Source organism: Pseudomonas sp. R84 (genome assembly GCF_009834515.1).
In the GTDB taxonomy this organism is placed as follows: Bacteria; Pseudomonadota; Gammaproteobacteria; order Pseudomonadales; family Pseudomonadaceae; genus Aquipseudomonas.
Genome location: NZ_CP019426.1, coordinates 1,075,259 through 1,089,354, shown reverse-complemented (window position 1 = coordinate 1,089,354; position 14,096 = coordinate 1,075,259). Strand labels below are relative to the sequence as shown.

At 59.9% G+C, this 14,096-nt stretch carries 11 protein-coding genes; 2 read left to right on the top strand and 9 right to left on the bottom strand.

Translation table 11 applies throughout. The features are described from left to right. Positions 1-209: 209 nt before the first annotated feature. Entirely contained in the window at positions 210-1,562 is a 1,353-nt protein-coding gene (gene pmbA / locus PspR84_RS04795; RefSeq protein WP_174244432.1) for a metalloprotease PmbA, read from the bottom strand. A 102-nt stretch (positions 1,563-1,664) separates the two neighbouring features. Between pmbA and yjgA the strand changes: the two genes are divergently transcribed. Beyond that, positions 1,665-2,189: a ribosome biogenesis factor YjgA gene (gene yjgA, locus PspR84_RS04790; protein ID WP_007915377.1), complete on the top strand. Its 525-nt coding sequence runs from the start codon at positions 1,665-1,667 to the stop codon at positions 2,187-2,189. 117 nt (positions 2,190-2,306) lie between these two features. Here the strand turns inward: yjgA and tldD are convergent, their stop codons facing one another. The 8 genes from tldD to mreB all read right to left on the bottom strand — a co-directional run bounded on the left by tldD (position 2,307) and on the right by mreB (position 13,590). Continuing rightward, on the bottom strand, positions 2,307-3,749 hold the full coding sequence (gene tldD, locus PspR84_RS04785; RefSeq protein WP_160055865.1) for a metalloprotease TldD: 1,443 nt from the start codon (positions 3,747-3,749) through the stop codon (positions 2,307-2,309). 4 nt (positions 3,750-3,753) lie between these two features. Then, positions 3,754-4,614 carry a carbon-nitrogen hydrolase family protein gene (locus PspR84_RS04780; protein WP_160055863.1) on the bottom strand — a complete coding sequence of 287 codons (861 nt, stop codon included), beginning with the start codon at positions 4,612-4,614 and terminating at the stop codon, positions 3,754-3,756. A 131-nt stretch (positions 4,615-4,745) separates the two neighbouring features. After that, positions 4,746-8,552: a YhdP family protein gene (locus PspR84_RS04775; RefSeq protein ID WP_160055861.1), complete on the bottom strand. Its 3,807-nt coding sequence runs from the start codon at positions 8,550-8,552 to the stop codon at positions 4,746-4,748. Between the two features lie 75 nt (positions 8,553-8,627). Beyond that, positions 8,628-10,085 carry a ribonuclease G gene (rng, locus tag PspR84_RS04770; protein ID WP_077571121.1) on the bottom strand — a complete coding sequence of 486 codons (1,458 nt, stop codon included), beginning with the start codon at positions 10,083-10,085 and terminating at the stop codon, positions 8,628-8,630. Positions 10,086-10,143: 58 nt separating this feature from the next. Next, positions 10,144-10,740 carry a Maf family protein gene (locus tag PspR84_RS04765; protein ID WP_160055859.1) on the bottom strand — a complete coding sequence of 199 codons (597 nt, stop codon included), beginning with the start codon at positions 10,738-10,740 and terminating at the stop codon, positions 10,144-10,146. A gap of 37 nt (positions 10,741-10,777) precedes the next feature. After that, a complete protein-coding gene (gene mreD / locus PspR84_RS04760; RefSeq protein ID WP_077571118.1) occupies positions 10,778-11,269 on the bottom strand; it encodes a rod shape-determining protein MreD in 492 nt (163 codons plus the stop codon). Further along, positions 11,269-12,411 (bottom strand): rod shape-determining protein MreC, encoded by a 1,143-nt coding sequence (gene mreC / locus PspR84_RS04755; protein WP_077571116.1) that lies wholly within the window; start codon positions 12,409-12,411, stop codon positions 11,269-11,271. Before mreC ends, mreD begins: the two co-directional genes overlap by 1 nt. Positions 12,412-12,552: 141 nt before the next feature. Then, complete coding sequence (gene mreB / locus PspR84_RS04750; RefSeq protein ID WP_002555108.1) at positions 12,553-13,590, bottom strand: rod shape-determining protein MreB; 1,038 nt, start codon at positions 13,588-13,590, stop codon at positions 12,553-12,555. A gap of 211 nt (positions 13,591-13,801) precedes the next feature. On the opposite strand from mreB, the gene gatC reads away from it, so the two are divergent. Further along, the gene (gatC, locus tag PspR84_RS04745) at positions 13,802-14,089 is read left to right on the top strand and encodes an Asp-tRNA(Asn)/Glu-tRNA(Gln) amidotransferase subunit GatC (protein WP_007915356.1); all 288 of its coding nucleotides are present in this window, start codon (positions 13,802-13,804) and stop codon (positions 14,087-14,089) included. The last annotated feature ends 7 nt before the right edge of the window (positions 14,090-14,096 follow it).

Below are 14,096 nucleotides of genomic sequence, written 5' to 3'. Positions count from 1 at the left end.
AATGAGAACCAAAACAAGGTCGCCGAACTATGCAGATCTCATTGTGGGAGCGAGCCTGCTCGCGAAGGCGTCGTGCCGGTCACCACTGCGGTCGGCCGTGAAATCGCTTTCTCGAGCAGGCTCGCTACCACATTGGTTTTGTATGGAGCCAATAAAAAAGGCGCGCCACCCGATGAGGTGGCGCGCCTTTTGTGTGTGACGGCCGGGGTTTAGCTGCCCGCGACGGTCATCCGCTCGATCAACACCGAACCGGTGCGAATGTTGCTGCGCAACTCCAGATCATTACCCACGGCAACAATCTGCTTGAACATGTCGCGCATGTTGCCGGCGATAGTCACTTCCTGCACGGCGAACTGGATTTCTCCATTCTCGACCCAGAAACCCGCCGCCCCGCGCGAATAGTCGCCAGTGACCATGTTCAAGCCATGGCCCATCAGTTCTGTGACCAACAAGCCACGGCCCATGCGCTTCAACAACGCCGCCTGGTCTTCGTCTCCATGGGTGACGAACAGGTTGTGTACGCCGCCAGCGTTGGCAGTGCTCGGCATGCCGAGTTTGCGCCCGGAGTAAGTGCCGAGGATGTACGACACCAACTCGCCTTTTTCGACGAACGGTTTGGCGTAAGTGGCCAGACCATCACCGTCGTACGAAGCGCTACCCATGGCGCGCATCAGGTGCGGGCGCTCATCGATGGTCAGCCATTCCGGGAACAGCTTCTGCCCCAGAGTGCCTTCAAGGAACGACGACTTGCGATACAGACTGCCGCCAGACACCGCCGAGAGGAAACTGCCGAACAAACCGCCCGCCAGCTCTGCGGAAAACAGCACCGGCACCTCGCAGGTCGGTACCGGACGCGCGCCCAGACGGCTCGCCGCCCGTTGCGCAGCACGCTGACCGATGCTCACCGGATCGGCCAGCAAACTGCCCTGACGGCTCACGTCGTACCAGTAATCGCGCTGCATCTGGCCATCTGCTTCGGCGATCATTACGCAACTCAGGCTATGTCGGGTGGAGGCGTAGCCACCAATGAACCCGTGGCTGTTACCGTACACGCGGCAACCCTGATGAGTGCTCAGAGTGGTGCCGTCAGCGTTCTTGATCCGCGCATCTGCGTCGAATGCCGCAGCTTCACAGAGCAAGGCCTTCTCAATGGCTTGCTCCGGCGTGATGTCCCACTCGTGGAACAGGTCGAAATCGTGCTGTTCCTTGGCCATCAACGCCGCGTCGGCCAGGCCCGAGGCCTCGTCTTCGGAAGTATGTTTGGCGATGGCCAGTGCAGCCGCGACGGTCTCACGAATCGCATCCGGACCAGTGGCAGATGTGCTGGCCGAGCCTTTGCGCTGGCCAACGTACAGCGTGATGCCAAAGCCCTGATCACGGTTGAATTCGACCGTTTCGACTTCGCGCTGACGCACCGAGGTCGACAGCCCCTGCTCCAGCGACACGGCTACTTCGCAGGCGCTGGCGCCCTGACGCTTGGCTTCGGCGATGATCTGCTCGACTTGTTCCTGCAGTGCCGGCAATGCCTGCGGGCCGACGCTTTCAACTGCACTCATGCTCATCTCCACTCAAATTCTGCTTTCGGCTAGGGTCATCGAGCGACCGGGCCGGACAAGCGGCCCCCGACTGGTTATCATGGCGGCGTTTCTTTGCGGACTGCCACCATGGTTGATTCTTACGACGACTCCCTCGATACGGGAGAAAAAAGCAAATCTCAGGTCAAACGCGAGCTGCATGCTCTGGTTGACCTCGGCGAGCGCCTGACCACACTCAAGCCTGACTTGATCGCAAAACTGCCGCTGACCGACGCCATGCGCCGGGCTTTGGCCGATGCGCCCAAGCACACCGCGAACATCGCGCGTAAACGGCACCTGCAGTTCATCGGCAAACTGATGCGCGATCAGGACACTGACGCGATTCTGACCTTGCTCGATCAACTTGATGCCTCCACTCGCCAATACAACGAGCGTTTCCACAATCTCGAACGCTGGCGTGATCGCCTGATCGCGGGCGACGATGCCGTGCTGGAAAAATTCGTCGTCGAGTACCCGGACGCCGATCGCCAGCAACTGCGCTCCCTGATCCGTCAGGCTCAGCATGAGGTTGCGCAAAACAAACCTCCTGCTTCCAGCCGCAAGATCTTCAAGTACATCCGTGAGCTGGACGAGACTCAACGCGGCCTGCGTTGATATCTCGCCACTTGTAGGAGCTGCCGCAGGCTGCGATCTTTTGACTTTGATGTTAAGCAAGATCAAAAGATCGTCCGATCGCGGCCCGAGCCTTCGGCAGCTCCTACACACGTTTATTTATGCGCCCGTGCCACCCACGGTGATCGCATCGATCTTCAACGTCGGCTGACCGACGCCTACCGGCACCGACTGCCCATCCTTGCCGCAAGTGCCCACACCGCTGTCCAGCGCCAGATCATTACCGACCATCGACACCCGGCTCATCGCCTCAGGGCCGTTGCCAATCAACGTCGCGCCCTTGACCGGCGCAGTGATCTTGCCGTCTTCGATCAGGTACGCCTCGCTGGTGGAGAACACGAACTTGCCGCTGGTGATATCGACCTGACCGCCGCCGAGGTTGGCGCAGTAGATACCTTTCTTCACCGAAGCAATGATTTCCGCCGGATCGCTTTCGCCACCGAGCATGTAGGTGTTGGTCATTCGCGGCATCGGCAGATGCGCATAGGACTCACGACGACCGTTACCGGTGCGGGCCACGCCCATCAGACGCGCATTGAGCTTGTCCTGCATGTAACCCTTTAGCACGCCGTTTTCGATCAGCGTGGTGCACTCGGTCGGCGTGCCTTCGTCGTCGACACTCAGCGATCCGCGACGGCCGCTCAAGGTGCCGTCATCGACAATGGTGCAGAGCTTCGAGGCAACCATTTCGCCCATGCGTCCGCTGTAGGCGGAACTGCCCTTGCGGTTGAAATCGCCTTCCAGACCGTGGCCGACCGCTTCGTGCAACAGCACGCCAGACCAGCCAGAACCCAACACCACCGGAAAAGTTCCGGCCGGCGCAGGAATCGCTTCCAGATTCACCAGCGCCTGACGCAGCGCTTCACGGGCATAGCCCATGGCGCGGTCTTCAGCGAGGAAATAACGGTAGTCGGTACGCCCGCCACCGCCATGCCCGCCGCGCTCGCGACGGCCATTCTGTTCAACGATCACACTGACGTTGAAACGCACCAGCGGGCGCACATCCGCCGCCAGGCCGCCGTCGGTGGACGCCACCAGAATCCGCTCCCAGACGCCAGCCATGCTGACACTGACCTGCTGAATACGCGGGTCGAGCGCGCGGGTAGCCACATCGATGCGCTTGAGCAGTTCAACCTTCTCGGCGCGGCTCAGCACTTCCAGCGGGTTGTCCGGCGCGTACAGTTGCGCGACATCCTGCGTGGTGAACGCCTGCACCGTGCCGTTCTGCCCGGCACGAGAGATCGAACGCGCCGCGCGGGCGGCTGCGCCGAGGGCTTCGAGGGTGATCGCGTTGCTGTAGGCAAAACCGGTTTTCTCACCGGACTGAGCGCGCACCCCCACGCCCTGGTCGAGGTTGAAGCTGCCTTCCTTGACGATGCCGTCTTCCAGTGCCCAGGACTCGGAGATCTGGCCCTGGAAATACAGATCGGCAGCGTCGATGCCGGGGCCGGCCAGATCGCCGAGCACGCCTTGCAGACTCTCGATCGTCACGCCGCCCGGCGCCAACAGGTGATCACTGACTGAGGACAACAACTCGCTCATAGGTTTACGCCTTAAATTCGTGTTCTGAAGCAGGCCGCTGCGCGCCCTGCGAGAAAAACCGCCGATGACTCACCACCGGCATTCGCGCCCTGATGGACGCTTGTTCAATACTGTCGCGTTCGGCCAACAACACCGCTTCGCCTTGATCCTGACTCGCCAGCACACGGCCCCACGGGTCGATAATCGCCGCATGGCCGAAAGTTTCCCGCGGTCCCGGGTGGGTCCCGCCCTGCGCTGCGGCGAGCACATAACACTGGGTCTCGATGGCCCGCGCGCGAATCAGCACATCCCAATGCGCTGCGCCGGTCACCGCAGTAAAGGCTGACGGTGCAGTGATCAACTCGGCACCGGCGGCACGCAATTCGCTATACAGCTCGGGAAAGCGCAGGTCATAACACACGGTCAGACCGAGCTTGCCTACCGGCGTATCGGCAACCACCACGCCACTGCCATAAGCATAGTCATCGGATTCGCGATAACGGGCGCGATTGTCCGCCACATCGACATCGAACAGATGCAACTTGTCATAGCGTGCAACGATTTCGCCATGCTCATCGACCAGCAACGAGCAGGCATTGGCCTTGGCCGTCGGCTGATCCACCGGCGGCAACGGCAAGGTGCCGGCCACTATCCATAACTTGAGGTCGCGGGCGGTCTGTTTCAACCATGGCAGGATCGGTCCTTCGCCCAATGCTTCGGCGCGGCCGATATCAGCGATGTCGCGACGGCCCATGGCGGCGAAGTTTTCCGGCAGCACCGCCAGCTTGGCGCCACCGGCCGCAGCCTGGTCGAGCAGGCGCCGGGCCTGAGCCAGATTGGCCAGCACGTCGCTCTGGCTGACCATTTGAATCACCGCTAAAGACATGGCTACTCCTCGGAATCTGCGCATAACTGTGTAGGAGCTGCCGCAGGCTGCGATCTTTTGATCTGGCGCTTAAAAACAAAATCAAAAGATCGCAGCCTTCGGCAGCTCCTACCAGGGGTAGTGTCTGCTAGTTAAAAAGGCTTGTCGAAGGTGATTTTCGGCTCTTTCCATGGGCCTTTGACGGTGTATTTCACACTGGCAAAGCGCGCCACACGGTCACCGATCAACTTGTCGATAAGGAACAACGCACCGCCAACCGCCGGTGCGCCGACGAGCAGCGCAGCGATCGGCAGGTTGTTGGTCACCGGCAAGGTCACCAGCAACTTGGCGTCAACCTTGTCGCCGACCAGATCCAGCGTACCGTCCAGCTCAAGGTTGCTCGAAGGGCCGGTCAGGCGAATCGGCTCGCGGGTGACATACACACCATTGTTCGCCACCAGCAGACCTTTGACCCGGTCGTAGCTCAAGCCTTTGCCGAACAGATCAGAGAAGTCCAGACGCAAACGGCGACCGATAGAGTTGAAGTTGAGCAGACCGAACACCCGTAACGCCTGTGCACCGCCCTCCACTTCAACAAACTGACCTTTGTTCAGCGACGCATCAAGGGTGCCGGAGAAGCGTTTGGTCGCCAGCCAAGCCGGCGAGCCCGGCCAGCGGCCATCGACGTCCATGTGGAACTCTTCGCTGGTCACGCTCGGGGCAAAGCCCCAGCCCTTGAGGACGTCGGCGAGATTCTTGCCGCCAATCCGGCCTTTGAACCAGCTGTTGGTCGCTCCCGGTGTGCCTTCCCAGCCGCCATTACCCTGCAACAGGATGCCTTTGAGGCCCATGTCGAGGTTGTTCAGAGCGATGCCTTTGGCGGTCGGGCGCACCTTCAGCGACCAGCCGCCAACCAGATCCGGGCCGAGGAACAGTTGATTGATGGTGATATCCAACGCCGGAATCTTCGTCGGATCGACCGATACCAATGGATCCGGCGAATTCTCGTCAGCCTGCACCGTCGGGTCCGGCGCCGGCAGTTTCACGTATTGCAGATTGACCGCAATCGGCACGCCCTTGGCGTCTGGCAGGCTTGCCGAGCCTTTGGCCTGCTGGCTGTCGAGGGCCAGATTCCACGCGCCCGGCTTGCGATTGACCTGAACCGACGCCTGATCCAGCGTAGTTCCGAATGCGGTGAGCTTGCCGACCTTGAAATCAGCACTGTTGAGCAATTGCTTGGCGCTGCCGCCCGGATCCTGCCCAGCGTATTTGCTGACAAGGTCCTGCCACGGCGCTACGTCCAGCTCCGAAAGCACCCCGCGAATCCGCAAGCCTTTGGCGCCCGGCAGCACCGCTTCGCCGGCACCAAGAAACAATTCGCCACGGCCCTCGGCAAAATTGCTCGGCGGTGCCGCGAAGGTGAAATTGGCCAGTTGGTCGTAATTAACCCAATAACGCCGCTCCTGCCCCTGCAAGGTCATGCGGAACACAGTATCGCGCCCTACATCAGCCGCCATGCCGAACGGTACCGGCAAATCCACCACCACACCTTTCATGCTGGAGCTGACCATCAACTGGCTGTCGGCGCCGTCCAGATTCAATTGCAACTGATAAGGAATGGTTCCGGAAACCGGCAATGGTTGTGTCACACCCAGCCAGTCGGTGAGCTTCTTCACTTCGACCTGACCGGATGCGGCGACCCGGGTCTTGAGCTTGCCGGGGCTGCCATCGGCGAAGATCTGCGCAGTTACCGGTTTGTCGAACGCCCGCGCGGCGATGTTCTGCCCGCTAAGCCCCTTGGCGCTGTCAAAGCGCAAATCGCCTTTGAGTTGAGTCAGCTCCAGCTTCGGCTCAGCCAGTTTCAGCCGCGCGTTGGCGGTTTTGAAATCGACGAGGATTTTCGGCTGGTCGCCGCCCTTGTCCAACGGGATATCGAGCTTGAGCTTGCCTTGCAGATCGCCCGCGCCTTCCCAACCGGCAAAGGTTTCACCCGTGCCGATCGGGGCGTCCTGGAGAATTTTCAGACCATCACCGAGACCGCCGGCAAAGCCGCCATCAAGATACATGTGCGTGTGTTGCCCGGACGGTACGTGGGGAATATTGACGAAGACATCGCTGACCTGAGTGTCGAGCAATTGGCCCTTGTCGGCCCAGATCCGCACGCCACTGTCCTCGATGAACACGTCGCCACTGACCTTGCTCACGTGCGGCCAGCCTGGCTGGAAGGCCAGTTCAGCGTCGCGCACCTTAAAGAACAGACTGATGCTGCGATCGGCCTCCCCGGCATTCTTGCTAAGCGAGCCCTGATACTGGAAGAAACCCTGATCGACCGCGCCTTTGAGGATTGCCGTACGCAGCCACTCGTCGAGCGCCGGACTGAGCACTTCGGGCAGGTATTTGGCCGTATAGCGACCATCACCATCGACCAGACCGACCCGCAGGTCCATGTAGTCTTCCTGGCTATGATCGAAATGCAGGCGAATCAGGAAATCGCCGGCAATCTTGCCCTCCTCGCCGAGCACCTTCAGGTACGGGGCGATCAGGGTGAAGCCGTCTTTATCGAGCTTCCAGGTCAGGCGTGCGTTGGCCTGAAGGTACTGCCATGGCTTGGCAAAAATCGGGTCAAGGTGGAGGACAAAATCCTTGCTGTCCATGCGCAACTCGCCACCGTCTAGGTTACCGCTGAGGCTGCCGCTGACGTTTCGTGCTGCCGGCGCGCCGTGATAGGCGTCGAAACCGACATTGTCCAGATTGGTGGCGAAACTGAATTTGTTGCCATCGGTGGCGTTGGGGCGAAAATCCAGCAGCACGTTACGCAGACCACCGGTGACTTTCAAATGATCAACGGCTTTGGCAAAACCTTGCGGCAACGGCCCCAACGCATTGAGCAACGGGGTGATCGGAGTCAGATCGAGACGATCCGCTTGCAAGTGCCAGAGCTCGTCCACCTTGTCGGTCGCGCGCGTCTGCTTCAGCTGTACATGCGACTCCCAACGGTTTTCACCGAAACTCATCGCCAGCGAATCGAGGGTAACGGTCGCGCCTTCGGCACTGTTCTCGTAGTAGGCGTTAAGCGCCAGATTATTGATCTGGATCGGCTTGCGATCGGCGTAAGCGCCGGTCAGTTGCGGCGCGTTCAAACGGAGCGCCGCACTTTGCAGCGTGCCCTTGGCCCAATTGACCCAGAGCTCGCCGCCGGCTTTGATCTCGGAAAAATTCCATTGTTGGGTAAGACGCTCCGGCAGCCACTTCGACCAGTCGCTTTGCGGCAGGCTGGCGTAACCGTCCACCACACTGTCCTTCAATTGCTCGGGGCGAATTCGCGTGCGCAGGCTCAATGCAACAGGCTGGCCATCCGGCAAGGTCAAACGCGCATCGAGCCGCTGACGGCTGGCACCGGTTTTCAGATTGAGGCCGACATAGGTGAGGGTCAGTGGCGCGTGATCCAGCGGTTGCAAGGTCACCTGACTGTCGAGCACCGACAGTTGCTGGATCATTTGCGAGCGATTGAACAATTGTTGCGGGTCAAGCGGCTGATCGTTCTGCACCGGCAGACCTTCCAGCGCCCAACTGCCGTCTTCGGCTTCCTTGAGGCTGATTTTCAGACCGTTGAGTTCAAGGTGGGCAATGCGCACTTCGCGCGCCAACAGGCTGGCCCACAGATCCGGTACCGCTCGCACGCGGTCCAGACGCAGCGCATTGGCACCTGAGCCGACCATCACATCATGGGCCAACAGGATCGGCGCAAAACCGCTCCAGTTACCTTCCAGCTCGCCGATCTGCAACGGCATACCCAGGGCGGCGCTGGCCTTGTCTTCGATGTCGGCGCGATACTCGGCCACCAACGGGGTCAGCTCACGGCCGAGACTGACGTACAACGCCATCAACACCAGAACCAACGCGCACAGGCCCAGCCCCCAACGGGTGAGTGCGGCCAGAATGCGTGTCAGACGCTCCATGTCAGATGGCTCCCATGGCAAAAATACTGCGAAAAGCTGAGGCCAGCCGCGGTGAAATAAAAGTGGCGCAGGGGATCAGAGCAACACCACGTCATATTGTTCCTGGGAATACATGGTTTCCACCTGGAAGCGTATGGTGCGCCCGATAAACCCTTCAAGCTCGGCAACGTTACCGGATTCTTCGTCGAGCAAACGGTCGACGACTTTCTGGTTCGCCAGCACCCGATAACCCTCGGCCTGATAAGCCCGCGCCTCACGGAGGATCTCGCGGAAGATCTCGTAACAGATGGTTTCCGCGGTTTTCAGTTTGCCGCGGCCCTGGCAACTGCTGCACGGTTCGCACAGCACTTGCTCGAGACTTTCACGGGTGCGCTTGCGGGTCATCTGCACCAGGCCCAACTCGGTGATGCCGATGATGTTGGTCTTGGCGTGATCGCGTTCCAGTTGTTTTTCCAAAGTGCGCAGCACCTGGCGCTGGTGCTCTTCATCTTCCATGTCGATGAAGTCGATGATGATGATCCCGCCCAGATTGCGCAGGCGCATCTGCCGCGCAATCGCGGTGGCCGCTTCGAGATTGGTCTTGAAGATGGTTTCTTCGAGGTTGCGATGGCCAACGAACGCGCCAGTATTCACATCGATCGTGGTCATGGCTTCCGCCGGATCGACCACCAGATAACCGCCGGATTTCAGCGGCACCTTGCGTTCGAGGGCTTTCTGGATTTCGTCTTCGACGCCGTACAGGTCAAAAATCGGCCGTTCACCCGGGTAATGCTCCAGACGATCAGCGATTTCCGGCATCAGTTCGGCGACGAACTGCGTGGTTTTCTGGAAGGTTTCCCGGGAATCGATGCGAATCTTCTCGATTTTCGGATTGACCAAGTCACGCAACGTACGCAACGCCAGACCGAGGTCTTCGTAAATCACACTCGGCGCGCCGATGGTTTTGATCTGCTCGTTGATCTGATCCCACAGGCGCCGCAGGTAACGGATGTCCATGAGGATTTCATCGGCGCCAGCGCCTTCGGCGGCGGTGCGCAGAATAAAACCGCCGGCCTCCTTGATCCCTTCTTTGGCCACGCAATCGCTGACCACCTGTTTGAGGCGTTCGCGCTCGGCTTCGTCTTCGATTTTCAAAGAGATGCCGACGTGGGCGGTGCGCGGCATGTACACCAGGTAGCGCGACGGGATCGACAGCTGCGTAGTCAACCGCGCGCCTTTCGAGCCAATCGGGTCCTTGGTGACTTGCACCACCAGGCTCTGGCCTTCGTGCACCAGCGCGCTGATGCTTTCCACCGCTGGGCCTTCACGCAGAGAAATTTCCGCAGCATGAATGAATGCCGCGCGATCCAGGCCGATGTCGACGAATGCTGCCTGCATACCCGGCAGTACCCGAACAATCTTGCCTTTATAGATGTTGCCGACGATCCCGCGTTTTTGCGTGCGCTCAACGTGGACTTCTTGCAGCACACCGTTTTCGACCACCGCCACGCGCGACTCCATGGGCGTGATGTTGATCAGAATCTCTTCACTCATGGCAGGATCTCGTTCAGGCGTGTTCACGATAATGGCCGCATCTGGATTCGTACGACGCTTATTGCGCGTTCAGGTTTTGCCAACAGGGTATGCCGAAATGGCCTAACAGTTCTGCGGTTTCGCAAACCGGCAACCCGACCACTGCCGAGTAACTGCCGTTGAGCCCCGCGACAAACACCGCGCCGAGCCCCTGAATGCCATAACCGCCGGCCTTGTCCCGGGGCTCGCCACTGGCCCAATAGGCGGCGGCCTCTTCACTGCTGATCGGGCGAAACCGCACCAGACTGCGCACTACCCGCGACTCGCAGCGCTCGTCTTCCAGCACAGCGATGGCGGTCAGCACTTCATGCTCCTTGCCGGACAACATCATCAGCATGGCGCATGCATCGGCTTCGTCCACCGGTTTGCCAAGAATTTTGCCGTTCAGCACCACGGCGGTGTCGGCACCCAGCACGCAGAATGGCTGAGCGGACACGACTGTGCGACGCCCGGCCTCGGCCTTGCCGCACGCCAGACGCTCGACATAGGCCGACGGCGATTCTTCGGGTAATGGAGTTTCGTCGATATCTGCACTGATGGCGGAGAATGGAACGCCGATCTGCGTGAGCAATTCACGGCGACGCGGCGATCCGGAGGCGAGGTAAAGCGGCTTCATCAAAACATCTCCCTGTTCAGTGCCCAGCTTCACCGGCTCAATTGATTTTGTAGCGTCGGCGCAATCCGCGTAGGGCAAAGCTGACCCAAGGCCAGAGCAAGGCACTGACCAGCGCCGGTAGCACCAGCGCCAGGGTTGGTTGACGGTTACCGGTCAAGGCACTGAGCCACAACTGCACCAGTTGCGCGAGACCGAAGATCACCAGGATCACCAGGCATTGCTGCCACATCGGAAACATCCGCAGGCGTTGTTGCAATGACAGCACGAGGAAGGTGATCAGCGTCAGGATCAACGCGTTCTGCCCCAGCAGCGTGCCGTAGAGCACATCTTCAGCCAGGCCGAGACAGAACGCCGTGACCATGCCGACCGTTTGCGGCATGTACAGCGCCCAAAAAGTCAGGAGCAGCGCCAGCCACAGCGGGCGCAGGATTTCCATGAATTGCGGCAACGGCGAGACACTGAGCAACATGCCAATGAGAAACGTCAGCCAGACGATCCAGCCGTTTCGCGATGCAGTAGCCCCGACCATTATTCTTGTCTCCCGGTTGTCGCCGGTGCACTGACGGGCGGTTTGGCCGCAGGTCGTGCAGCGGGCTGGGCAGCTGGAGGTTTGCTGGCCGCCGGCGTCGCTGCCGGTGGTTTGGCAGCCGCTGGCGGTTTGCTTGCTGCGGGTTTGACCGGTGTGGTGCTGGTGGCAGCGGCCGGTGCGGCAGGCGTCGCTGGCGTCGTCGCAGCAGCTGCAGGCGGTGTCACGGTTTTCGGCACAGTGGCCGGAACAATCGGGCCGCCGCCAAAGGCATCAAGATTTTCCTGTGCTTGCGCGACATCGTTGGCGCGTTCTTCGGCGGTGCGGTTGTCGCTGAATACCAACAGCAGGTAACGGCTGCGGTTGAGTGCGGCGGTCGGCACGGCGCGGACAATCGCGAACGGCTGACCGGAATCGTGGATGACTTCTTTCACCGTGGCGACCGGATAACCGGCCGGGAAACGCTGCCCAAGGCCGGAGCTGACCAGCAGATCGCCCTCTTTGATATCGGCGGTGTCAGCTACGTGACGCAATTCCAGACGTTCCGGGTTACCGGTGCCGCTGGCAATCGCACGCAAGCCGTTGCGGTTCACCTGCACAGGAATGCTGTGAGTGGTGTCGGTCAGCAGCAGTACACGCGAGGTGTACGGCATCAACTCGACCACCTGCCCCATCAAGCCGCGCGCATCGAGCACCGGCTGCCCCAGTACCACGCCATCGCGCTCACCTTTATTGATGATGATGCGATGGGTGAAGGGGTTGGGGTCCATGCCGATCAACTCGGCCACTTCGACCTTTTCATTGACCAGCGCAGAGGAATTGAGCAACTCGCGCAGCCGAACGTTCTGCTCGGTCAGTGCAGCAAGCTTTTGCATGCGGCCCTGATACAGCAGATTTTCGGTCTTGAGTTTTTCGTTTTCGGCGACCAGTTCGGTGCGACTGCCGAACTGACTGGCAATCCCTTCCCACAGCCGTCCGGGCAGGTCAGTGATCCAGTAGGCGTCCATCAACACCAGCGACGCTTGTTTGCGCGCGGGTTTGAGCAGGTCGAAGCGGGCATCGACCACCATCAGCGCGACCGACAGCACGGCCAGCACCAACAGGCGCACACCCAACGAAGGGCCTTTGGCGAAAAGCGGTTTAATAAGCCGCTCCTCCCAGGCAAATGTTCTGTTTATTCATACGGCATCAAACCGGCCTGGATGAAGACTGACAGAAGATAAACGCCAACAGGCAGCACTGCAAAGTGCTGCCTGCGCGCTCACCCACGTATTGCACCCGGCGACTTATTCGCTCGAGAGCAGATCCATGGTGTGCTTATCCATCATTTCCAATGCACGGCCACCGCCGCGAGCAACACAGGTCAGCGGATCTTCGGCAACGATGACTGGCAGACCGGTTTCCTGGGCCAGCAACTTGTCGAGATCACGCAGCAGCGCGCCACCACCGGTCAGCACCAGGCCACGCTCGGCGATGTCGGAAGCCAGTTCCGGCGGCGATTGCTCCAGGGCACTTTTCACAGCCTGAACGATGGTTGCCAGAGACTCTTGCAGAGCTTCCAGTACTTCGTTGGAGTTCAGGGTGAATGCGCGAGGAACGCCTTCGGCCAGGTTGCGACCGCGAACGTCGACTTCGCGAACTTCGCCGCCCGGGTAGGCCGTGCCGATTTCCTGCTTGATGCGCTCAGCGGTGGATTCACCGATCAGGCTGCCGTAGTTACGACGCACGTAGGTGATGATCGCTTCGTCGAAGCGGTCGCCGCCAACGCGGACGGATTCGGCATAGACCACACCGTTCAGGGAGATCAGCGCGATTTCAGTGGTACCACCACCGATATCCACGACCATCGAACCGCGTGCTTCTTCTACCGGCAGGCCGGCACCGATCGCAGCAGCCATTGGCTCTTCGATCAGGAACACTTCACGGGCACCGGCACCGAGTGCCGACTCACGGATGGCACGACGCTCAACCTGAGTGGATTTGCATGGAACGCAGATCAGCACACGAGGGCTAGGCTGCAGAAAGCTGTTTTCGTGAACCTTGTTAATAAAGTATTGCAGCATCTTTTCGCAGACGCTGAAGTCGGCGATCACGCCGTCCTTCATCGGACGAATGGCAGCAATGTTGCCCGGCGTACGGCCGAGCATGCGCTTGGCCTCGGTGCCGACAGCAACGACACTTTTCTGATTACCGTGTGTCCGAATGGCCACAACCGATGGCTCATTCAGGACGATACCGCGCTCGCGCACGTAAATAAGGGTGTTGGCAGTGCCCAGGTCAATGGAAAGATCGCTGGAAAACATGCCACGCAGTTTCTTGAACATGGGAAAGGGACCCTAGGCAACGCGTGGGTAAAAAAGTGCGGCAAACTCTAACAACGACAGGGATTTTGGGCAAGGCGCCAATATGTTAAATTGGCCGCTTTTCTGTGCACCAAGCCCCACAATCGCGGCCTTATGACCGTAGAAGTGCGGTAGTGTTCCGACAATCTAACACACGGACGCCGTCCGTTCTGTTTTCCACAGGAGAATCCCGATGGCGCTAGAACGCTCCGACGTGGAAAAAATCGCTCATCTGGCCTGCCTTGGCCTCAATGATGCCGATCTTCCACACATTACTTCCGCTCTCAACAGCATTCTCGGTCTGGTCGACGAAATGCAGGCTGTTAATACCGACGGAATCGAGCCTCTGGCCCACCCGCTGGAAGCCAGTCAGCGCCTGCGCGCCGACGTCGTGACCGAGAGCAATCACCGCGAGGCCTACCAGTCCATCGCACCAGCGGTCGAAAACGGCCTGTATCTGGTTCCGAAAGTCATCGACTAAAGGGAAA

Excerpts from the sequence above, each read along its gene's own strand:
- pmbA (WP_174244432.1), bottom strand. The coding sequence starts at position 1,562 with ATGAGCATGAGTGCAGTTGAAAGCGTCGGCCCGCAGGCATTGCCGGCA.
- yjgA (WP_007915377.1), top strand. The coding sequence starts at position 1,665 with ATGGTTGATTCTTACGACGACTCCCTCGATACGGGAGAAAAAAGCAAA.
- tldD (WP_160055865.1), bottom strand. The coding sequence starts at position 3,749 with ATGAGCGAGTTGTTGTCCTCAGTCAGTGATCACCTGTTGGCGCCGGGC.
- PspR84_RS04780 (WP_160055863.1), bottom strand. The coding sequence starts at position 4,614 with ATGTCTTTAGCGGTGATTCAAATGGTCAGCCAGAGCGACGTGCTGGCC.
- PspR84_RS04775 (WP_160055861.1), bottom strand. The coding sequence starts at position 8,552 with ATGGAGCGTCTGACACGCATTCTGGCCGCACTCACCCGTTGGGGGCTG.
- rng (WP_077571121.1), bottom strand. The coding sequence starts at position 10,085 with ATGAGTGAAGAGATTCTGATCAACATCACGCCCATGGAGTCGCGCGTG.
- PspR84_RS04765 (WP_160055859.1), bottom strand. The coding sequence starts at position 10,740 with ATGAAGCCGCTTTACCTCGCCTCCGGATCGCCGCGTCGCCGTGAATTG.
- mreD (WP_077571118.1), bottom strand. The coding sequence starts at position 11,269 with ATGGTCGGGGCTACTGCATCGCGAAACGGCTGGATCGTCTGGCTGACG.
- mreB (WP_002555108.1), bottom strand. The coding sequence starts at position 13,590 with ATGTTCAAGAAACTGCGTGGCATGTTTTCCAGCGATCTTTCCATTGAC.
- gatC (WP_007915356.1), top strand. The coding sequence starts at position 13,802 with ATGGCGCTAGAACGCTCCGACGTGGAAAAAATCGCTCATCTGGCCTGC.